This is a genomic window from Actinomadura sp. 9N407 (assembly GCF_044326315.1).
Classification (GTDB): domain Bacteria; phylum Actinomycetota; class Actinomycetes; order Streptosporangiales; family Streptosporangiaceae; genus Spirillospora.
In genome coordinates this window covers 189,104-208,888 of the sequence record NZ_JBIRAW010000010.1, presented here as the reverse complement: position 1 = coordinate 208,888, position 19,785 = coordinate 189,104, and the positions used below count along the sequence as shown (strand labels likewise).

The window sequence follows — 19,785 nt, the reverse complement described above, 5'->3', positions numbered from 1 at the left end:
GGTGGAAGGTCTCGTCCGGGCCGTCCGGGCCGTCCGGCTGGCCGTCAGGCGGGCGTTCGGGGCCGGTACGGGAGATCATTACCGGGACGAATGGGACAAGTGGGTCGCAGACGGTGTTAACTTCGCGTCATCTCCCCTGCTCGCGGCACTACGGTCGGTGATCTTTTCCGAAAACAAGGGAGAAATCGGTCTTGACCCGCCACACTATGAAACAGTCCACCCGCACCGAGAGCGGGACAAAGGGGGAGAGAAAACAGTGGAGAGCACCAGCGAGCGCCTGCTGACCCCCGGAGAGGTCGCCGCCCTCTTCCGGGTCGATCCGAAGACGGTCACGCGCTGGGCCGCGGCCGGCCGGATCAGCAGCATTCGTACTCCAGGTGGGCACCGCCGCTTCCGCGAGTCCGAGGTGCACGCGCTGCTGCGCGGGGAAGAGCCGGTCGCCGAGCACTCCGCGCGCTGAGCCGCTTCCCACTCCCGCCGGAGGTCCTCCGGTCAGCCATCCCCCCGGCTGCTCATTTCGGTCACCCGCCGGTCAGCGTCATCGGTCCGGTCGCTGTCATCCATCAGGTCAGCGTCATCCGTCCGGTCGCTGTCATCCGCCCGGTCAATCGTCGCTCTTACCCGCCTTGTGCTCCTCGCCCGCCTTGTACTCCTCGAACACCCGGGCCAGGTCCTCGTCCTCGTCCCGCCACCGGCGCCGCTTGGCGGCCATCTCCTCCTCGGTGACGGACCCGTCGAGGTAGCGCTCGTAGTCGGGATCGCCGGGCCGGAGCTCCACGTAGGCCTGGGCGATGATCAGCCCCTCCTCCGCACCCGTCGGCTCCGTGGCCGCCACATCCCCCGCCACATCCGTGCCCGCCGCTTCCGTGCCCGTCACGGAGCCGGCCAGGACGCTGTGGGGGACCCGGAGCGTCCCGTCGGGTAGCCGGATCACGTACATCGTCGATCACCTTCGGTGCTGGTCGTCCTCGAACCTTCCGGGGGACCCGCCCCCGGCCCCCGCGGCCCCCGCCCGGCGGGCGCCGTCGCGTCTCGGTCGCCGGCCCGCATCAGATTCCGTACCTGCGGTTGAAGAACAGCATCACGTCGAGCGCGACCCGGATGTTGCCCGCGAGCATATCGACCAGTGCGGGCCGCTGCCGGGCGGAGATCGCGGCGAACGCGTCGGCGAAGAACTCCCGGCGGCCGAGCGCGTCCGGCTGCTTGTGGAACTCGCTGGCGAGGAAGGGCCGGCACTGGTCGTACAGCGCCTGGAACACGACGCTGTCGGACTGCCACTCGCCGTCCCCGCCGTCGATGTCGTCGAGCGCGTGCCCGACCTCGTGCATCATCACGTCCGGGGTCGGCGACGGCCGGTCGCCCACCACGATCTTGCCGTCGCCGTACGCGCCGGCGCAGATGTCCCAGGTGGCGCGGCCGGAGGGCAGCGGACGGTCGCGCAGGTGCCCCATGTCATCGAGCTGGGGTACGCCGCCGGGGCCGACGTACACGCCCTCCAGGCCGCTCGCCAGCTTCTCCTTCAGCTGCTCGGGCAGCGCGGCCAGGCTGTCGACGGCGCGGACGACCTCGGGTGGCGGCGGGCCCTGCCGGGCGTCCCACTGCCGGTGCAGGACGTCCTCCAGGACGCCACAGTTGCGCAGCCCGTCGGCCACGTAGGGTGCGTCCGGCGGACGGGGCTCCGCGCGCAGCGGATCGTCGTCCAGCTCGAAGTCACGCCAGGAGTAGTCGCGCGCACGAGGGGCGTCGGGCCGCGCTCCGGGACGCCTGTGCCGGCCATCGGGAACGCTCGGCACGATGTCGCCGTCCGTGCGTGTGTCGGAACCACTGTGCGCGTCGGAGCCTCTGCGTGGCGCGGGGAGGTCGTCGCGCCCCACCCGGCGGAACCGGCCGAACCGGTCGCGCGGCCTGCCCATGCGCGGCCGCAACCGCCGCCGCTCCGGCCGCTGCCCGGATTCGGGCGGCGAGGGCGCGTACGCGTCGTCCCTCATGTCGCGCGGCCGGCGGTGGATGCCTTTGAAGCGCATCGGGCTCCTCTGTCAGCGGGCCCGTATCCCATCGAGCGTCAGGACCCTCGCAGCAGAGTAAGCCGTGAGCCGACACCGCGTCATCCCCATCTGTCACCGTCTACCCTCGGGGCATGGCGTATGTGCTGCTCTCGCTCATCCTGATCGGAGTGTGGGTGTTCGCGCTCTTCGACGTGCTCACCACCGACGAGTCAGGCGTCCGCCACCTGCCCAAGTTCGGCTGGTTCCTGGTCGTGCTGCTCGGGCTGCTGCCCGGGGCCCTGCTGTGGCTCGCACTCGGCCGGGTGCGCGGCCCGGAGGGACGGCAGGTCGCGGGGCCTTCGGCCGGCGCGCCCGGCTCGCCCGGACCGTCCGCCGAGCCCCCGAAGGGGCCCGATGACGATCCGGCGTTCCTGCGCGATCTGGAGCGCCGCCTCCAGGAGGGCGACTAGCGGGCCGCCTCCCGGCGCACCCTGCACGCCCTGCTTGGCTCATGGCTAGGTTGACTCGTGGCGAGTTCGCCCCTGGCGTCGGCCTTGAAGGCGAACTCGCCACGAGTCAACGTGAGGCCGCGACGCGGTGATGGTTACGCGGCCGTGGTCAGGCGTGCGAGTTGGTCAGGCGTACGAGTTGGTCAGGCGTACGAGTGCAGGCCGGAGAACAGGTAGTTCACGCCGAAGAAGTTGAACATCAGCGCGGCGAAGCCGATCAGCGACAGGATCGCGGCCTTGCGGCCCTTCCAGCCGGCCGTGGCGCGGGCGTGCAGGTACGCCGCGTACACGATCCAGGTGACGAACGACCAGATCTCCTTGGGGTCCCAGCCCCAGTACCGGCCCCACGCCTCGTCCGCCCAGATGGCGCCCATGATGATCGCGGCGGTCCAGATCGGGAACGCGAACATCGTGACCCGCAGCGACAGCCGGTCGAGCGCGTCGGCGCCGGGCAGGTGCGTCAGGGCGCTGCTGCCCCCGGCGGCCTCCTTGGCCTCCTGCCGGGCCTTGAACAGGTAGAGCAGCGTCGAGGCACCGCCGACGGTGAACGCGCCGGTCGCGATGATGGCGGCCGAGACGTGGATGGCGATCCAGTACGAGTTGAGCGCCGGAACGACCGGGCCGATCGAGCTGTAGAGCCAGATGTTGGCCACGCCGAGCGCGACGACCGCGGCAAGGCTGACGAACGCGCCGAGGAAGCGCGCCTTGAAGCGCCACAGCACCACCAGGTAGGCGGTAACGGCGGCGAACGCGATGGCGGTGAGGAACTCGTACATGTTCGCCCACGGCCAGCGGTCGGCGGCCATCCCGCGGGTGGTGAGCATGCCTCCGTGCGCGAGCCAGCCGACCACGTTCAGCAGGATCGCCAGCCGGCCCCATTCCATCTGGCGGCGTGCGGGCTCGTCACTCCCGGCCGTAATCTCGTCCGGCTTCGCGCCGGCCGGGGCGTCGTCATCCGCCTTGGCCGAGGCACCGGCGCCGACGAGCACCTTGGCGCCGGCCTTCGCTTCAGCGTTCGCCTTGGTCTTCGCCTCGGTGTTCGCCTCGGTGTTCGCCTCGGCCTCGGCGTCCGCCGTCGTGGCGGCACGGCGGCGGCCGAAGCCCAGATCGGCGGCGTACGCCACCATGGCGATGATGTACAGCACGACGGTCGTCAGCATGAGCTTGTCGCTCAAGTTCGCGAGGTCGGTCGTCCCCACCCTCGTCACTCCTTATTTTCGGTCGCCGACGGGGCGGCGGAATCGGCCTCGTCGTGCTGCTCGGGCCGTTCACCGGTCCCGGGCTCCTGCGGGCCGCGCAGCGCGGCCACGATCTCGTCGAACTCCGGGGTCGGGTGCCCGAGCGTGAGCCCCCCGACCTCGACCACCGTACGCCCGCCCTCTCCGGCCCGCGCACGGACCCACACCCGGCGGCGCCGGACCATGAACGAGGCCACGATCCCGATGATCGCCAGGACGGCCGCGACCAGCGCGGGCACCCGGCCGGGGTCGTGGTTGACCGTCAGCGCGGTCCACTCGCGCAGCCCGTCGAACGTGACGGTCCCGGCGTTGCCCGGAAGCGTGAACGACTCCCCCGGCTCCAGCAGCTTCTGCCCGTCCTTGATGGGGTGCAGGGTCTTGCCGAGGCCTTCGAGCTTGTAGACCGACTGCGGGTTGCCGGAGTCCAGGCCGATGTCGCCCTTGAACGAGGAGACGCTCACCATCGGGCGGACCGGGGCCGGGAACGCGGAGACGATCTGCTTGCCGTCCTCGGCCGCCATCGCGGTCGGCCACAGGATGGCGTAGAACGCGAGCTGCTCGGGCGCCGCGTCCGGGGCCTTGATGACGCCCTCGGACGTGTAGGTGCGCTGGTCCATCGGCAGGAACGGCACCGCGTCCTTGTAGGCGATGTTCCCCTCCGCGTCGCGGACGGTGAACACCGGCGCGTACCCGTGGTTGATCAGGTAGACCTTGGCGCCGCCCACGTCGAGCGGATGGTTGACCCGCAGGTTGTACGGCTTCTCCGGGGACGACGGCGTCTCCCGGTAGCGCATCTTGGCCTGGTAGTCGGTCGCCTGACCGCGCTGCGGGCCGTCGGTCTGGTACTTGGCCGTGAAGTCGTCCATCGACAGCGAGAACGGCGGCAGGTCGTCGCTGTCGAACTGCCGTCCAGGCTCGAACTGGTCGTACTGCGCGAGCGCATTCGCGAACGACTTGCCCTCGGTGAGCAGCACGTTGCCCCGGTAGCCGAAGGAGTTGCCCATCCCCAGCGCGAACAGCAGTGCCAGCAGCGCCAGGTGGAAGACCAGGTTGCCGGTCTCGCCCAGGTAGCCCTTCTCCGAGGCGATCGAGTCACTCTGGGGGGACGACCCCCCAGACCTCCCGGAAGTGCCGCGCGACCGCCCTCCGGGCACTCGGCCGGTCGCGCCGTCGCCCGCGTCGACCCGGAAGCGGCGCTTGCGCAGCGTCTTGCGGGCCTCCGCGAGCACCTCCTCGGGCGAGGCATCCGTCTCGTACGAGGCGGACTGCGGCAGCCGGAGCAGGTTGCGCGGCGCCGCGGGAGGGCGCGCGCGCATCGACTTGTAGTGCACGAACGCGCGCGGGATCACGCAGCCCGCCAGCGACACGAACAGCAGCAGATAGATCGCCGCGAACCACGGCGCCGCGAACACGTCGAACAGCGAGAGCCGGTCCAGCCAGGGGGCGAGCGTCTCGTGCTTCTCGACGTACTCGGCGACCTTCTCGGGGGCCTGCCCGCGCTGCGGCAGGACCGACCCGGGCACCGCGCCCAGCGCCACCAGGAACAGCAGGATCAGCGCCGTGCGCATCGTGGTGAGCTGCCGCCAGCCCCACCGGAGCCAGCCCAGCGGGCCCATCCCCTTGGTCCGCGGCACCTCCTTGGGAGCCTGCCGCGCGGCCGGTGCCTCAGTCCCAGCCTCGGTGCCCGCCTCGGTGCCCGCCTCGGTGCCCGCCGGCTCGCTCGCCGCCTCGGTGCCCGCCGCCTTGGTCGCCGCCTCGTTCTCCGGCGGCACATCGGTCTCCGGAATCTTCGCCATCACTCAAATCACCATCTCGAAGCCGCTGATCCACGACTTCAACTGGATCGTCAGATCGCTCCACAGCCCGGTCACCAGCAGCACGCCGATGGCGACGAGCATCCCCCCGCCGATCCGCATGACCAGCGCGTAGTGCCGCTTCACCGCGCCGAAGGCACCGAGCGCCCGCCGGTACGCCAGCGCGGTGACGACGAACGGCAGGCCGAGCCCCAGACAGTACGCCAGCGACAGCAGTGCGCCCCGCCCCGCGCTCGCCTCGGTGAACGACAGTGCCTGCACCGCCGCCAGCGTCGGCCCGATGCACGGCGTCCAGCCGAGCCCGAACAGCACGCCCAGCAGCGGCGCCCCGGCCAGCCCGGCGGCCGGCAGCCGTCCCGACTTCATCGTCCGCTGCAGCCCCGGGACGAACCCCATGAACGCCAGCCCGAACACGATCGTCAGCGCACCCAGCACCCGCGTGATCGGATCCTGGTACTCCAGCAGCCACCGTCCGAGCCCGCCGAACGCCAGCCCGGCCGTCACGAACACCACGGTGAAGCCCGCGATGAACAGCGCCGCGCCCGCCAGCAGCCGGCCGCGCCGCTGCTCGCCCAGATCCGCGCCCGACATCCCCGTCACGTACGACAGGTAGCCCGGCACCAGCGGCAGCACGCACGGCGAAACGAAGGAGACCAGCCCCGCCAAGGCCGCCAGCGGCGCCGCAAGCAACAGCGACCCGCTAACGACAGTGCTGGCTGGATCCACGTGAATCAGCGTCCGGCGAGGGTGTCGTTGATGAGGGGGGTCAGCTTGGAGTACGTGGTGGCGCCGATGACGCGGGCGGCGACGCGGCCCTCGCGGTCGAGGACCAGGGTGGTCGGGATCGCGTTGGGCGGCACCTCGCGGAAGGCGAGGGTGATCTGGCCGCTGGCGTCGAACAGGCTCGGGTACGTGACCTTGAACTTGCGCTCGAAGGCCTGGGCGTTCTCCTTGCCGTCCTTGAAGGCGACGCCGACGAACTGGACGCCCTTGGCCTTGGTCTCGTTGTGGACCTGCTCAAGGGACGGTGCCTCGCCGCGGCAGGGGGCGCACCAGGAGGCCCAGAAGTTGACGACCGTGACCTTGCCCCTGAAGTCCGCCAGCGACAGCTGCTTGCCGTCCAACGTGGTGCCGGTGACCTTGGGCGGTCCCTTGCGGTCGGCGGGCTTGATCTCCTGGACGTTGCCGTCCCCCGCGATGAAGCGGTTGTCGCTGCCGCCGGGCCCGCTCTGCGCGGTGTTGCCGGCGCAGCCGGCGACCAGCGCGGATACCGCGACGGCGCCGACGATCGCACGGGCACGCGACACACGGGTGCGTGACACACGGGGGCTCAACGGGACCCTCCTACTACAAGACGTAGTACTTAACCTAGTGGGCGCCTCAGGCGCCCGCGACACTGGGGCCTCTGGCGATGCCGGAGGCGGGCTCGCAGTAGGCGACCTCGACCAGGCGGGTGCCCTCGAACGCCAGGCTGGTGACGCTGGCCAGGCCGCACTCGCGCTTGATCGGGTGGTGCCAGAGCCGGCGGTGCTCGGCGTGCAGGCGCAGGATCCAGATCGGCAGCTGGTGGCTGACGCAGACCGCCTCGTGGCCGCGCGCGGCGTCGCGGGCCCGGATCACCGCCGCGCGCATCCGCGCCGCGATCTCGTTGTACGGCTCGCCCCAGGACGGCCGGAACGGGTTGACCAGGTAGCGCCAGTGCTCGGGGCGGCGCAGCGAGCCCTTGCCCACGCCGAAGGTCATGCCCTCGAAGTGGTTGTCGGCCTCCAGCAGCCCGTCGTCCACCGTCACCGGCAGGTCGAACGCCTCGGCCATCGGCGCGGCCGTCTCCACGGCCCGCTGCATCGGCGAGGAGAACAGCGCGGCGATGTCCCGGTCGCCGAACCACCTGGCCGCCGCCTTGGCCATGAGGACCCCGTCCTCGCTCAGGCGGTAACCCGGCAGCCGGCCGTACAGGACGCCCTCGGGATTGTGCACCTCACCGTGCCGCAGCAGGTGAACGATCGTCTTGTCAGTCATCGCGTCGTCAGGTTACCCGCGCCGCCAGGTCACCCTTCCCACCGATGCCGGTCGAGGAAGGCCCGATCATCGGTCGCGTACTCCTGGAAGGCCCGGCGGACCTCGCCGAGATCGCCGACGTGGGTGCGGTAGAGCCTGCGGGCAGGGCTGTCCTTGTATTCCAGCTCGTACCCGCCAGGCTCAGGAGCAACCTGGAGGAAATGCCGCCCGAAAAGGACCAGGGCGGCGAACGGGTTCCGGGGCGAGAGCCGTCCGAGGACGTCCCGTACGAGCCCGAGATCGGGATCGGTCACGATCATGCCGTCGCCGGTGTGGAGCTGGGTCTCGGGATGGGCGCCCGTGGGCGAGAGGTTGTGGACGAGCCGCCGGTACGGGTCGAAGCAGATGAGCCCGTGCTCCCTGGCCAGCGCGTACACCTGGTTGGAGATCTCGTCGGCATGCTCGGGCGGCATCCGGACGGTGGCGTACCGGGACCCGTGCGGGTCGGCCTCGGCATCCGGGAACGCCGCGGCGAGGTCGCGGGCGAACGCCTCCACGGAGGGGTCCGGCGGGATCTGGTCGCGCGCCTTGGCCGCGGCCTGATCCGCCGTGATCGGCTCCGGCTCGCGCCAGACGGCCAGCTCGTGCTGGTCAGGCAGTTCGTGCTGGTCAGGCAGTTCGTGCTGGCCGGGGACCTCGTGCCGGCCGGGGACCTCGTGCGTCATGCGTCCAGGATTCCAGACGATCAGCCGGGGCTCCCGTTCAGCTGTGGGCGGCCGCCATGGCGCGCTCCAGCGGGGGCGCTTCCGAGGCGGTACGGAGCGCGTCCACGGCGGCGCGGATGGCGGGGCGGCGGGCCGCCTCCTCGCGCCACACGGCGTAGATCCGGCGACTGAGCGGCGAGCGCAGCGGTACGACGCGGACCTCGGCGGGGACGTCGCAGCGGCCCATCCGGGGCAGGATCACGTTGCCCAGCCCGGCGCCGACCAGGGACAGCTGGGTGGCGAACTCGTAGGCCATGTGATCGATCCGGGGCTCGGCGTCGACCGAGCGCAGGGTACGCAGCAGCCAGTCGCAGCAGATGCTGTCGGGCGAGGAGCTGATCCACGGGTCGCCGGCCAGCTCCTTGAGGTCGACCTCGTCCCGGCCGGCCAGCGGGTGGTCGGGCGGCAGCGCGACGTCGGCGACGTCGTCGCAGATGATGCCCTTGTGCAGGCCCTCGGGCAGCGGCAGCGGCTCGTTGTTCCAGTCCTGGACGACGGCCATGTCGAGATCGCCCCTGGCGACCAGCGGCATGCTGCGCATCGGGTCCTCCTCGCGGACGAGGACGCGCAGATCGGGATGGTCGGCGCGGAGCCCGCGCAGCGTGACCGGTATCAGCCCCCTGATCGCGGTGGGGAACGCCGCCAGCGACAGCTGGCCGACCACCGAGCCGCGATGCGCCTCCAGGTCGGACTGGGCCTGCTCGACCAGCGACAGGATCCGGCCGGCGTGCTCGACCAGCAGCTCGGCGGCGTCGGTCAGCCGCACGCCGCGGCCGTTGCGTTCGAGCAGCTTCTGGCCGGTCTCCCGCTCCAGCTTGGCCAGTTGCTGGGAGACGGCGGAGGTCGTGACGTGCAGCACGTCGGCGGCGGCGCTCACCGAGCCGTAGGTCGCCACGGAGTGCAGGGCCCGCAGCCGTTCGAGATCCAGCATGTTAGTAACTCTAAAGCGTGTTCGGTAGGAGTTCTAGATTGTCCTAAAACATTCCCGGGGCGAGCATCGAGTCATGAGGCCGAACGGAATCCATGTCCCGCTGGTCACGCCGTTCACGGGTGCCGGCGGGATCGACGTCAAGTCGCTCGAACGGCTCGCCCGGCACTGCCTCGAAGGCGGCGCCGCGGGCCTGGTCGCGCTCGCCACCACCGGTGAGGGCGCGCTGCTGAACGGGGCGGAGCAGCAGACCGTCCTGGAGGTCTGCCGAGGAGTCTCCCTGGAACACGGCACACCGTTAACGGTCGGTGCCGGATCGATGGGGACCGAGGACACGGTCCGGCAGGCCCGCGAGCGCGCGCGCTGGGCGGACGCCCTGCTGGTGGTCGTCCCGTACTACCTGCGCCCCTCGGACGAAGGCGTCATCGAGCACTTCGCCACTGTGGGCGCCGCCGTGGACGTACCGGTGCTGCCGTACGACATCCCCTACCGGACGGGTAAGCGGCTCACGGTCGAGACCGTGCTGCGGCTACTGGAGCTCGACTGCGTCGCGGGCATGAAGTACTGCCCTGGGGCGATCGACCACGACGCCTTGGGCGTGCTGTCGGGTGCCCCTGCGGGCAAGTCCGTCCTGTGCGGGGACGACCCGTACATCTACCCGATGCTGCAACTGGGTGCCGCCGGAGCGGTCACCGCCTCGGCCTGCCTCGCGCCCCAGGCGTTCGCCGCGATGGCGGAGGCATCGCGTACGGGCAACGCGGCGCGCGCGCTGGCGTTCCACAACGCGCTCCTGCCGATGGTGAACGCGCTCTTCAGCGAGCCCGCACCGGCCGTGCTGAAGGCCGCGCTGGCGGAGCTCGGCCTGATCGACGACCCGTCCGTACGGGCGCCCCTGCGGCCACCAGGGCCCGAGCCCGTGGCCCGGGCCCTCTCCAGCCTGCGCGCCGTCCTCTAGCGCCTAGGCCTGGGCCTGAGCGGCGGCGCGGGCGGCGTACGGGAGGGCGTCGGTGATGCGTTCCAGGGCCGTCTCGTCGTGGGCCGCCGACAGGAACCAGACCTCGTAGGCCGACGGAGGCAGGTAGACCCCGCGCTCCAGGGCCGCGTGGAAGAACGCGGCGTACGCCTTGCCGTCCTGGCGCTGCGCGGCGGCGAAGTCGCCGACCGGTTCGTCGGTGAAGAAGATCGAGAACAGGTTGCCGGCGGTCTGCAGGCGGTGCGCGACGCCCTCCTTGGCCAGCGCCTCGGACGCGGCCTGCCCGACCAGCGCCGCCGAACGGTCGATCGCCTCGTACACCTCGGGCGTGGCGTTGCGCAGCGTGGCCAGACCGGCGGCGGTGGCCAGCGGGTTACCCGACAGCGTGCCGGCCTGGTAGACGGGCCCGGCCGGTGCCAGCCGGTCCATGATCTCGGCCCGGCCGCCGAACGCCGCGGCCGGCAGCCCGCCGCCCATCACCTTGCCGAACGTCACCAGGTCACCGGCGACGCCCTCGATCCCGTACCAGCCGGCGGCGGAGGCGCGGAAGCCGGTGAGCACCTCGTCGATGATCAGCAGCGCGCCGGTGCGCTCGCACAGCGACTTCAGCAGCCGGTTGAAGTCGGGCAGCGGCGGCACCACGCCCATGTTGCAGGGCACCGCCTCGGTGATCACGCAGGCGATCTCGTGGCCGTGCTCGGCGAAGACCTCCTCGGCGGCGGCGACGTCGTTGTACGGCAGCACCAGCGTGTCGGCGGTCGTCGCACCGGTCACGCCGGGAGTGTCGGGCAGCGCCAGCGTGGCCACCCCGGAGCCGGCGGCGGCCAGCAGCGCGTCGACATGGCCGTGGTAGCAGCCGGCGAACTTCACGATCTTGGTACGGCCGGTGAAACCGCGGGCCAGCCGGATCGCCGACATCGTGGCCTCGGTACCGGAGTTGACCAGCCGGACCTTCTCGACCGGGGCGCGGGCCGTGATCTCCTCGGCCAGCTCCACCTCGCCGGGGGTCGGCGCGCCGTACGAGGTGCCGCGCGCGGCGGCGGACTGGACGGCCTCGACCACGGCCGGATGGGCGTGCCCCAGGATCATCGGGCCCCAGGAGCAGATCAGGTCCACGAACTCGTTGCCGTCGGCGTCGGTGAGGTACGGCCCGCGCCCGGCGGTCATGAACGGCGGCGTACCGCCGACCGCGCGGAAGGCCCGCACCGGCGAGTTCACTCCACCCGGAACCACCCGATTCGCCCTATTGAACAGCTGCTGGGAGACTTCGAAATCGGTCACCGGTCCAGTCTGACAGTTGCAGTTTGGCGACTGCCCTTGACCAGGGCGCTAAGCGGCCGATATTCCACCAAGTACACAAAAAACTCGGCGTCTCCCAGGACGCCGCTCAGGTCGGTTCGTACTCGCTCATCTGTTCGTACTCGTTCTGCTCGCGCTCGTGCGTTCGCGCTCGTGCTGTTCGCGCTCGTGTCTGTTCGCACTCGTGTCTGTTCGCACTCGTGTCTGTTCGCGCCCGTGCCGTTCGCGTACGCGTTCTGTAGGTACTCGTATCCGGCGCCGGCCGTATCGGAGGGATGGCTCGCATCGTGGTTGACGGCTGGACGGTCCCGGGATTCACCCACGTCCAGGAGCTGGGCGGCGGCAGCACGCCGAATCGTGTGCTGCTCGCCCTCGACGACCTCACCCAGACCAAGGTCGCGATCAAGTATCTCGACCCGCGGCTGGACGTCGACGAGGCGTTCCTGTCGAGGCTGCGCGGCATCGCCCGCAGCCTGTCGCAGCTCGAGGACCCCAACGTGGTGGACTTCTACGAGCTGGTGGAATCTCCCGAGGGCACCGCCATCGTGATGGAACGCGTCGACGGCTTCGGCCTGCGGCGCCTGATCGCCACGCAGGGCTCCACCGGCCCGCTGGCCGCGCTGGCGATCCTCAGCGGGACGCTGCTCGGGCTGGCGGCCGCGCACGGCAAGGGCGTCGTGCACGGCGCCCTGCGCCCGTCGGAGATCCTGCTCGACGACGACGGCAACTGCCGGCTGGTCGACTTCGGGCTCGCCCCAGTGGGCACCGAGGCCCGGACCGCGCCGGCGTACACCGCGCCCGAGCTGTGGGGCGGCGGCACACCCGCCAACAGCGGCACCGACATGTACGCCGCCACCGCGATCTTCTACGAGTGCCTGACCGGGACGCAGCCGTACACCGGCCGCAACCAGTCGGCGATCGGCAAGGCGCACCGCGAGGCCCCGATCCCGCTGGAGGCGATCCCCGAACCGCTGCGCGGCCTGGTCGGGCAGGGGCTGGCCAAGGACCCGGCCGCACGGCCCGCCTCGGCCGCCGACTTCCTCGGCGCCGTGGAGGACGCCGCGGTCGACGCGTACGGGCCGTCCTGGCTCGCGCAGGGACGCGGCCGCCTCATCGAGCTGACGGCCGACACCGCCCAGCGGCCCGAGCCCGTACCGGCCAAGGCCCCTAAGGCGGGGAAGGCACCCAAGCCGTCCAAGAACCACGCACCGGCACCGCCTCCCGCGCCCCCAGGCCCCGGCTCGGTCGCGGGCCCGGCGCCGGTGGCATCCTCCCCCAGTGCGCCCGAGCGTGGCCGTGGCAAGGCCGTCGCGGCCGCCGCCGTGGCCGTCCTGCTCATCGCCGGGGGCACGGCAGGGGCCGCGCTGTACCTGGGCGGCGACGGGGACCCCGCCCCGGCCACGCCCGCGACCAGCGGTACGCCCACGCCCGCCATCCCGCCCGACCCCACGGACCCGGCCGCCGCCGCCCTGGCGGACGGCATCACCCAGGCGACCGCGCGGACACCGGGCGCCTCGTTCGCCTACAGGCGCTCGGGCTGCTGCGGCGGTGCGGCCAGCGGCAAGGGCCTGCTCAAGGTGGTGCCCGAAGGCTCCCCCTCGTACAACATGACGATCTCCGGCACGGGCGACACCCGGCGCGCCACCCGGGCCGTGATCGTGGGCGAGACCGCCCACATCATGGTGGGCAAGAAGTGGACCCAGGCGCCGGTCGACGGGCAGGCCCCGGGCTTCCCTGGCCTGATCGCGCACGCGCGCTGGAGCAGCACCGTCGCCAACGTCACGGCACTGCTGCGGTCGAGCGACACGTTCAAGGAGGCGGGCGGGGTCTACCGGGGGACGGCGCCGACCGGCGACCTCGCGCAGGTCCCGGCGGTTGGAGCGTTGTACGCGCAGCTCGCGCAGGCGACGGGCGCCCAGAAGGTCGCGTTCGCCCTCAAGGTCGACCGCGCGAACCGTCCCGTGCACCTGTGGTTCAAGATCCAGGGGACGGACAAGGCCCATGCCCAGACCGTCTCGACCACCTACAGCGGATGGGGGCGCAAGGTCGCCATCACCGCCCCTGGCACCCCGCGCTGACGCCACTCCCTGACGCCACGCGCTGCACCGCGAGCCGCCAGGCGAGCGACCGTAAGGCCGGGCGGGCCGCTACGACACCGCGCCGCTACGACACAGCCTCACAGCTGTCGGAGAGGACCTCCAGGAGGTGCAGCGGGTCAGGGAGCGACCGGCCCTCGGGCGAGCGGATCCAGGCCACCTCACGGCCGTTCGGGAGCACCGAGGGCGGCGCCAGTACGTAACTGTCGCGGCAGTGCCACCGCATCCCGGGCGTCTCGACGACCTTCTCGGGCGAGCAGTCGAGATGGCAGGACCACCACTCGTCCTCGTCGACCGGGGCGCCACGGGTGGCGACGAAGAACAGGTAGCGCTCGCCGCCCACGGACGCGACCGGACCGATCGGCAGGCCCTCGCGGTCGAGCCGGGCCAGCGCCGCCTGGCCCGCCGCCGCCGGTACGTCGAAGACGTCGAAGACGCTGCCGGTCGGCAGGATGACGTTGGCGTCGGGCCACTTGGTCCACCAGCGGTCGAGCAGCTCGGGATCGACGCTGGCATGCAGCGCCCAGGCCCCCGACACCGGATGCGCGGCGGGATCGGGACAGCCGAGCCGGTCGCACGAGCACGCTCGGTCACCGCCGGCGGGCGGATGCGCCCCCGGTACGCAGGGCCAGCCCAGCTCCGCATAGGACCGGGCGGCCGCCGCCATCCGGTCGCGGGCCGCCCGTTGCCGTTTGTTCCCCGAGACCGCCAGCATCATCGCCCCCCAGTCGCTGTACGCCGGCCCGCTGGACCGCCAAGGGCCGAAACGGCTCCTGAACGGACACGAGCTCTTGGACACGATGATGCCGGTGCGCCGGAAGCCGGGGCACGGCGCCCCCCGGAAAACGACTCTAAGTGACTAGCGCGAAGTGATCACCAAAGAAGATCACTTCGGCGCGTCCCCCTGCGGGGCAAGGGCTCAGCCGTGCTGAGTACGAGTCCGGGCTGAGTACGGGTCAGGGCCGAGTACGGGTCAGGGCGCGAGCCACCTCGGTGGCCCAGTAGGTCAGCACGATGTCGGCACCGGCCCGGCGGATCGAGGTGAGCGACTCCATGATCGTGCGATCGCGGTCCAGCCAGCCGCTGGCCGCCGCCGCCTCGATCATCGCGTACTCGCCGCTGACCTGGTACGCCGCGACCGGCACGTCCACCGAGTCGCGGACCTGGCGGACGATGTCGAGGTACGGCCCGGCCGGCTTGACCATGACCATGTCCGCGCCCTCGTCCAGGTCCAGGAACACCTCACGCAGCGACTCGGCGGCGTTGGCCGGGTCCTGCTGGTGGGTGGACCGGTCACCGAACTGCGGCGCGCACTCCGCGGCCTCGCGGAACGGGCCGTAGTAGGCCGAGGAGTACTTGGCGGAGTAGGCCAGGATCGCCACGTCCTGGTAGCCCGCGCCGTCCAGTGCGGTACGGATCGCGCGGACCTGGCCGTCCATCATCCCGCTCGGCGCGACCACGGCCGCGCCCGCCGCCGCCTGCGCGATGGCGATCGACGCGTACCGCTCCAGGGTCGCGTCGTTGTCGATCTCGCCGCCGGGGGTGAGGATGCCGCAGTGCCCGTGATCGGTGAACTCGTCCAGGCACAGATCCGTCATGACCACGGCCGCGTCGCCCAGATCGGCGGTCAGGTCGCGCAGCGCGGTCTGCACCACGCCGGCCGGGTCGTCGGCACCCGAGCCGGCGCCGTCCTTGACCGCCGGGATCCCGAACAGCATCAGCCCGCCGACGCCCGCCTCGACCGCGTCGTGCGCGGCCTTGCGCAGGCTGTCGCGGGTGTGCTGGTACACGCCCGGCATCGAGCCGATCGGGTTCGGCTCGCCGATGCCCTCCTTGACGAACATCGGCAGGATCAGATCGGCCGGGGCGAGCCGGGTCTCGGCGACCAGGCGGCGCAGCGCCGGAGTGCGCCGCAGCCGCCGGGGCCGCGCCACGGGAAACTGAGCAGGCATGATCCCTCTTTCGGTACCGGTGCGTGGCCCTGCTTACTTGCGCCGGCGGACCCCGCTTCTTTGCGTCGGCGGGCCCTGCTTATTTGCGCCGGCGGGCCCCGCGTCGCATCTGGCTCGGCTTGCGCAGCGGGTCGCCCGCCTCGACCTGGGCCGCCCGCCGCTTCGCACCGTACTCCGCCAGGGCCTCGGCGAGCTCCGATACCGACGGTTTGTCGGCCAGCACATCGACCCGCAGCCCGTACTCCTCGGCGGTCCGCGCGGTCTGCGGCCCGATGCAGGCGATCACCGTCACGTTGTGCGGCTTGCCGGCGATCCCGATCAGGTTCTTGACCGTGGACGAGGAGGTGAACAGCACCGCGTCGAACCCGCCGCCCTTGATCGCCTCGCGGATCGGGGCGGGCGGCGGCGCGGCCCGTACGGTGCGGTACGCGGTGACGTCCTCGCACTCCCAGCCCAGGTCGGTCAGCCCGGCGATGAGGGTGTCGGTGGCGATGTCGGCGCGCGGCAGCAGCACCCGGTTGATCGGGTCGAGGTCCTCGTCGTACGGCGGCCAGACCTCCACCAGGCCCTCGCCGGACTGCTGGCCGGTCGGCATCAGATCGGGCTGGACGCCGAACTCCACCAGCGCCGCCGCCGTCTGCTCGCCGACGGCCGCGACCTTCAGCCCCGCGAACGCGCGGGCGTCCAGGCCGTAGTCGTCGAACTTCTCGCGGACGGCCTTGACCGCGTTGGTGGAGGTGAAGACGACCCACTCGAACCGGCCGGTGACCAGGCCCTTCACGGCCCGTTCCATCTGCTGCGGGGTACGCGGCGGCTCGACCGAGATGGTGGGCACCTCGTCCGGTACGGCGCCGTACTCGCGCAGCTGCTCCGACAGCGAGGCGGCCTGCTCCTTCGTACGCGGCACCAGGACCCGCCAGCCGAACAGCGGCTTGGTCTCGAACCACGACAGCCGGTCGCGCCAGCCGACCACGTCCCCGACGATGATCAGCGCCGGGACCTCCATGCCCTTGGTGTCGGCGGCCAGCCGGTGCAGCGTGGAGACCACGGTCTCCTGCTCGGTGGTCGTGCCGAGGGTCGTCATCGCGGCCGGCGTGGTGTCGGGACGGCCCACCGCCATCAGGCCCTTGCAGACCTCCGCCACGGCGTTCTCGGCGCCCAGGATCACCAGCGTGGCGTCGGGCGAGGAGAACCTCTCCCAGTCGACCCCGCCGTCGCCGGCGTCGATCACCCGCACCTCGCGGTGCTTGGCGTCGGTCAGCGGGATGCCCGCGTACCCGGGAACACCGGTCACGGCGGACACGCCCGGCACCACCTCGAACGGGATGCCGGCCTTGTCCAGCGCGGCGCCCTCGGCGGCCAGGTTGCAGGCCAGCCCGGGGTCGCCCTGGAACAGCCGGACGACGCGCCGGCCCGACTTGGCGGCCCGCCCGGTCAGCTTGGCCGCGTCGCCCTCGGCGGTGTCGAGGATCTCGACGTCCGGACGGCAGTGCGACAGGACCTCGGCGTGGCAGGACTCGCGGTCGACGACGACGGTGTCGGCGCGCCCGAGCGCCTCGGCGGCGCGCAGCGTCAGCAGGCCCGGGTCACCCGGGCCCATCCCGACGAGCGCGACCCGGCCGACCCCGGCCGCCGGCCGGACGCTCCTCCCGGTCGGCCGGCTGTTCGGCCCTCGTCTCGGCGGCTCTCTGCCCGGCCTGGGACTGCCCGGCCTGTGCCTGCCCGGCCTGGGACCGCCCTGTCTCGGACTGCCCTGTCTGGGACTGCTTCGCGGGGCTCACTCGCGCTCCCCCATCAACTGGTCGGCCCCCCGGTCGAGCAGTTCGGTCGCGAGCCCGCGTCCGATCCGCTCGGCCTCATCGGGGTGGCCGCTGGCGGACAACCGGATCTGCCGGCTCCCGTCGAAGCCGACGACGGCGGCCGTAAGATGCAGCTTTTGATCTATCTCGGCAGCGTATGCTCCCACAGGCGCCGAGCATCCCGCCTCCAGCACCGCGAGCACCATGCGCTCGGCGGTGACGGCGGCGCGGGTGGCCTGGTCGTCGACGGTGCCGAGCAGCTCGACCAGGTCGGTGCGGTCGGCGCGGCACTCCAGCGCCAGCGCCCCCTGGCCAGGGGCGGGCAGCATCTGGTCCGGGTCGAAGACCTCGGCGATCTCGTCCACCCGGCCGATCCGGGTCAGCCCCGCGTACGCCAGCACCACCGCGTCCAGCTCGCCGCCGGACACCTTGCCCAGCCGGGTGTCGGCGTTGCCGCGGATCGGGACCACATCGAGATCGGGCCGCAGCGCCTTCAGCTGCGCCACCCGGCGCGGCGAGCCGGTGCCCACCCTGGCGCCGCGGCGCAGGTCGGCCAGCTTGGCGGGGCCGCACAGCGCGTCGCGCGGGTCGTCCCGCAGCGGTGTCGCGGCCAACGCGATCCCCTCGGCGGGCCCGGTCGGCAGGTCCTTCAGCGAGTGCACGGCGAAGTCCACCTCACCGGACAGCAGCCGGTCGCGCAGGGCACTGACGAAGACGCCGGTGCCCCCCATCTGGGCGAGCAGGGCCTTGGAGACATCACCCTCGGTCGTTACCCCGACCAGCTCCACGGCATGCCCCGTACGCTGGGTCAACGCGTCGGCGACCAGACGCGACTGCGTCGTCGCCATCAGGCTCTTGCGCGTCCCCAACTTCAGTGCGGTCACAGCTCAGGCTCCTCTGTTCTCCCCAGCGGTGGTCTCCCCGGCTCGGGTCTCCCCGGCACGGGCATCGTCCGGCGCCATGTCAGCGTGCGCCACGGCCGCGGGGGCCTTGGGATCGAGGTCGAAGAGCTCGCGCAGCGCGTCCGCGTAGGCGTCGCCGCCCGGCGCCGAAGCCAGCTCCTTGACCCGTACTGTCGGCGCGTGCAGCAGCTTGTCCACCACGCGCCGTACGGTCTGGGTGATCTCCTTGCGGGCCCGGTCGTCCAGCTCGGGCAGCCGGCCGGACAGCCGGGCCAGCTCAGCGTCGACGACCTCGGCGGCCTTGCTGCGCAGCGCCACGACGGTCGGTGCCACGGCCGCGGCACGCGCCGCGCCCAGGAACACCGCCACCTCGTCGCCTACGATCCGGCGGACGGCCTCGATCGCCTCCGGGCCGATCGCGTGGGCGGCCTCCTCGGCGGTACGCAGGTCGTCGAGCCCCGCCAGCACGGCACCGGGCAGGTCCCGTACCCCCGGGTCGATGTCGTGCGGCAGCGCCAGGTCGAGAAAGAACCGGCGCCGCCCGTCGGTCCCGACGCCCTGGGCCTCCAGCTGCGGAACGGTCAGCACCCGTCCCGCTCCGGTGCAGGAGATGACCAGGTCGGCGCCCGCCAGCTCGGCGTCCAGGCCGGACAGCTCGATCGCGCGCGCGGGCACGCCCGCCGACTCGGCGAGCCGTACCGCGCGCTCGTACGTACGGTTGGCCACCACGATCTCGCGGGCCCCCGCCCGCGCCAGCGTCGCGACCGCCAGGCCGCTCATCGAACCGGCCCCGACGACCAGCGCCCGGACCCGTTCAAGCGGTCCAAGGTGCGCCGCCGCCACGTCCAGGCCCACGCTGACCAGCGAGGCGCCGGCCTTGTCGATCCCGGTCTCGTGGTGGGCGCGCTTGCCGACCCGCAGCGCCTGCTGCAGGACGTCGTGCAGCTCGCGGCCCAGCGTGCCCTCGTCCTGGCCGAGCCGGAACGCCTGCCGCAGCTGGCCGAGGATCTGCCCCTCGCCCACGACCATCGAGTCGAGCCCGCAGGCCACCGCGAACGCGTGCTGGATGGCCCGGTCCTCGTAGTGCACGTACAGGTTGCGGGACAGCTCGTCGAGCGTGATCCCCGAGTGGCGGGCCAGCAGCTCGGAGATGGCCGAGACGCCGCCGTGGAACTTGTCGACGACGGCGTAGATCTCGACCCGGTTGCAGGTCGACACGATCGCCGCCTCGCCCACGTGCGCGCAGTCGTGTACCTCGTGCAGCAGCTTGACCAGGTCGTCCCCGGTGATCGCCGCCCGCTCGAGCAGGGCCACCGGAGCGCTCCGATGGCTGAGCCCCACCACCAAGACGCTCATCGCGCGAATTCCCGTCCGCTCATCCCGCTCATCCCGCCGCTCTGCCGCCCGCTCATGCCGCTCTGCCGTAGAAGACCGCTGTGCCGTAGAAGACCGCTGTGCCGTAGAAGACCGCTGTGACGCCCGCTCGTCACCAACACGCCGAGAAGGCACCGCCTTCCCTGGTCGCCGC

18 protein-coding genes and 1 pseudogene are annotated in these 19,785 nt (G+C 72.0%); 4 read left to right on the top strand and 15 right to left on the bottom strand.

Going from position 1 to position 19,785, the window contains the following annotated elements; all coding sequences use genetic code 11:
- The first annotated feature begins 256 nt into the window (after positions 1 to 256).
- A complete protein-coding gene (locus ACH34Q_RS18395; protein WP_021593176.1) occupies positions 257 to 460 on the top strand; it encodes a BldC family transcriptional regulator in 204 nt (67 codons plus the stop codon).
- A 144-nt stretch (positions 461 to 604) separates the two neighbouring features.
- Here the strand turns inward: ACH34Q_RS18395 and ACH34Q_RS18390 are convergent, their stop codons facing one another.
- Positions 605 to 940, bottom strand: coding sequence for a hypothetical protein (locus ACH34Q_RS18390; protein WP_395984171.1), 336 nt, complete (start codon positions 938 to 940; stop codon positions 605 to 607).
- Positions 941 to 1,049: 109 nt separating this feature from the next.
- On the bottom strand, positions 1,050 to 2,024 hold the full coding sequence (locus tag ACH34Q_RS18385; protein ID WP_395984170.1) for a hypothetical protein: 975 nt from the start codon (positions 2,022 to 2,024) through the stop codon (positions 1,050 to 1,052).
- A gap of 113 nt (positions 2,025 to 2,137) precedes the next feature.
- On the opposite strand from ACH34Q_RS18385, the gene ACH34Q_RS18380 reads away from it, so the two are divergent.
- Positions 2,138 to 2,455 carry a PLDc N-terminal domain-containing protein gene (locus ACH34Q_RS18380; RefSeq protein ID WP_395984169.1) on the top strand — a complete coding sequence of 106 codons (318 nt, stop codon included), beginning with the start codon at positions 2,138 to 2,140 and terminating at the stop codon, positions 2,453 to 2,455.
- Between the two features lie 182 nt (positions 2,456 to 2,637).
- On the opposite strand, the gene ccsB is transcribed toward ACH34Q_RS18380, so the two are convergent.
- Genes ccsB through ACH34Q_RS18345 form a run of 7 tightly spaced genes read right to left on the bottom strand, consistent with a single transcriptional unit; the run spans position 2,638 to position 9,239 of the window.
- Positions 2,638 to 3,693, bottom strand: coding sequence for a c-type cytochrome biogenesis protein CcsB (gene ccsB / locus ACH34Q_RS18375; protein ID WP_395984168.1), 1,056 nt, complete (start codon positions 3,691 to 3,693; stop codon positions 2,638 to 2,640).
- Between the two features lie 5 nt (positions 3,694 to 3,698).
- A complete protein-coding gene (locus ACH34Q_RS18370) occupies positions 3,699 to 5,528 on the bottom strand; it encodes a cytochrome c biogenesis protein ResB (RefSeq protein ID WP_395984167.1) in 1,830 nt (609 codons plus the stop codon).
- A 3-nt stretch (positions 5,529 to 5,531) separates the two neighbouring features.
- A complete protein-coding gene (locus ACH34Q_RS18365) occupies positions 5,532 to 6,236 on the bottom strand; it encodes a cytochrome c biogenesis CcdA family protein (RefSeq protein ID WP_395984166.1) in 705 nt (234 codons plus the stop codon).
- 41 nt (positions 6,237 to 6,277) lie between these two features.
- Complete coding sequence (locus ACH34Q_RS18360; protein WP_395984165.1) at positions 6,278 to 6,868, bottom strand: TlpA family protein disulfide reductase; 591 nt, start codon at positions 6,866 to 6,868, stop codon at positions 6,278 to 6,280.
- Between the two features lie 58 nt (positions 6,869 to 6,926).
- Complete coding sequence (locus ACH34Q_RS18355) at positions 6,927 to 7,565, bottom strand: histidine phosphatase family protein (protein WP_395984164.1); 639 nt, start codon at positions 7,563 to 7,565, stop codon at positions 6,927 to 6,929.
- Positions 7,566 to 7,594: 29 nt separating this feature from the next.
- A complete protein-coding gene (locus ACH34Q_RS18350; protein WP_395984163.1) occupies positions 7,595 to 8,269 on the bottom strand; it encodes a hypothetical protein in 675 nt (224 codons plus the stop codon).
- A gap of 37 nt (positions 8,270 to 8,306) precedes the next feature.
- Entirely contained in the window at positions 8,307 to 9,239 is a 933-nt protein-coding gene (locus ACH34Q_RS18345) for a LysR substrate-binding domain-containing protein (RefSeq protein WP_395984162.1), read from the bottom strand.
- A 73-nt stretch (positions 9,240 to 9,312) separates the two neighbouring features.
- Between ACH34Q_RS18345 and ACH34Q_RS18340 the strand changes: the two genes are divergently transcribed.
- The gene (locus tag ACH34Q_RS18340) at positions 9,313 to 10,191 is read left to right on the top strand and encodes a dihydrodipicolinate synthase family protein (RefSeq protein ID WP_395984161.1); all 879 of its coding nucleotides are present in this window, start codon (positions 9,313 to 9,315) and stop codon (positions 10,189 to 10,191) included.
- A gap of 3 nt (positions 10,192 to 10,194) precedes the next feature.
- On the opposite strand, the gene hemL is transcribed toward ACH34Q_RS18340, so the two are convergent.
- Positions 10,195 to 11,490 carry a glutamate-1-semialdehyde 2,1-aminomutase gene (gene hemL, locus ACH34Q_RS18335; RefSeq protein WP_395984160.1) on the bottom strand — a complete coding sequence of 432 codons (1,296 nt, stop codon included), beginning with the start codon at positions 11,488 to 11,490 and terminating at the stop codon, positions 10,195 to 10,197.
- A 293-nt stretch (positions 11,491 to 11,783) separates the two neighbouring features.
- Between hemL and ACH34Q_RS18330 the strand changes: the two genes are divergently transcribed.
- On the top strand, positions 11,784 to 13,586 hold the full coding sequence (locus tag ACH34Q_RS18330; RefSeq protein WP_395984159.1) for a protein kinase: 1,803 nt from the start codon (positions 11,784 to 11,786) through the stop codon (positions 13,584 to 13,586).
- An 85-nt stretch (positions 13,587 to 13,671) separates the two neighbouring features.
- Here the strand turns inward: ACH34Q_RS18330 and ACH34Q_RS18325 are convergent, their stop codons facing one another.
- The 5 genes and pseudogenes from ACH34Q_RS18325 to ACH34Q_RS18305 form a co-directional block, all read right to left on the bottom strand.
- Positions 13,672 to 14,319 (bottom strand): bifunctional DNA primase/polymerase, encoded by a 648-nt coding sequence (locus ACH34Q_RS18325; RefSeq protein WP_395984285.1) that lies wholly within the window; start codon positions 14,317 to 14,319, stop codon positions 13,672 to 13,674.
- 241 nt (positions 14,320 to 14,560) lie between these two features.
- Positions 14,561 to 15,556: a porphobilinogen synthase gene (hemB, locus tag ACH34Q_RS18320; RefSeq protein ID WP_395984158.1), complete on the bottom strand. Its 996-nt coding sequence runs from the start codon at positions 15,554 to 15,556 to the stop codon at positions 14,561 to 14,563.
- 79 nt (positions 15,557 to 15,635) lie between these two features.
- A pseudogene (locus ACH34Q_RS18315) lies at positions 15,636 to 17,180 on the bottom strand (uroporphyrinogen-III synthase); the annotation flags it as partial.
- Between the two features lie 153 nt (positions 17,181 to 17,333).
- Positions 17,334 to 18,239: a hydroxymethylbilane synthase gene (gene hemC, locus ACH34Q_RS18310; protein ID WP_395984157.1), complete on the bottom strand. Its 906-nt coding sequence runs from the start codon at positions 18,237 to 18,239 to the stop codon at positions 17,334 to 17,336.
- A 3-nt stretch (positions 18,240 to 18,242) separates the two neighbouring features.
- Complete coding sequence (locus ACH34Q_RS18305) at positions 18,243 to 19,613, bottom strand: glutamyl-tRNA reductase (RefSeq protein ID WP_395984156.1); 1,371 nt, start codon at positions 19,611 to 19,613, stop codon at positions 18,243 to 18,245.
- Between the last annotated feature and the right edge of the window lie 172 nt (positions 19,614 to 19,785).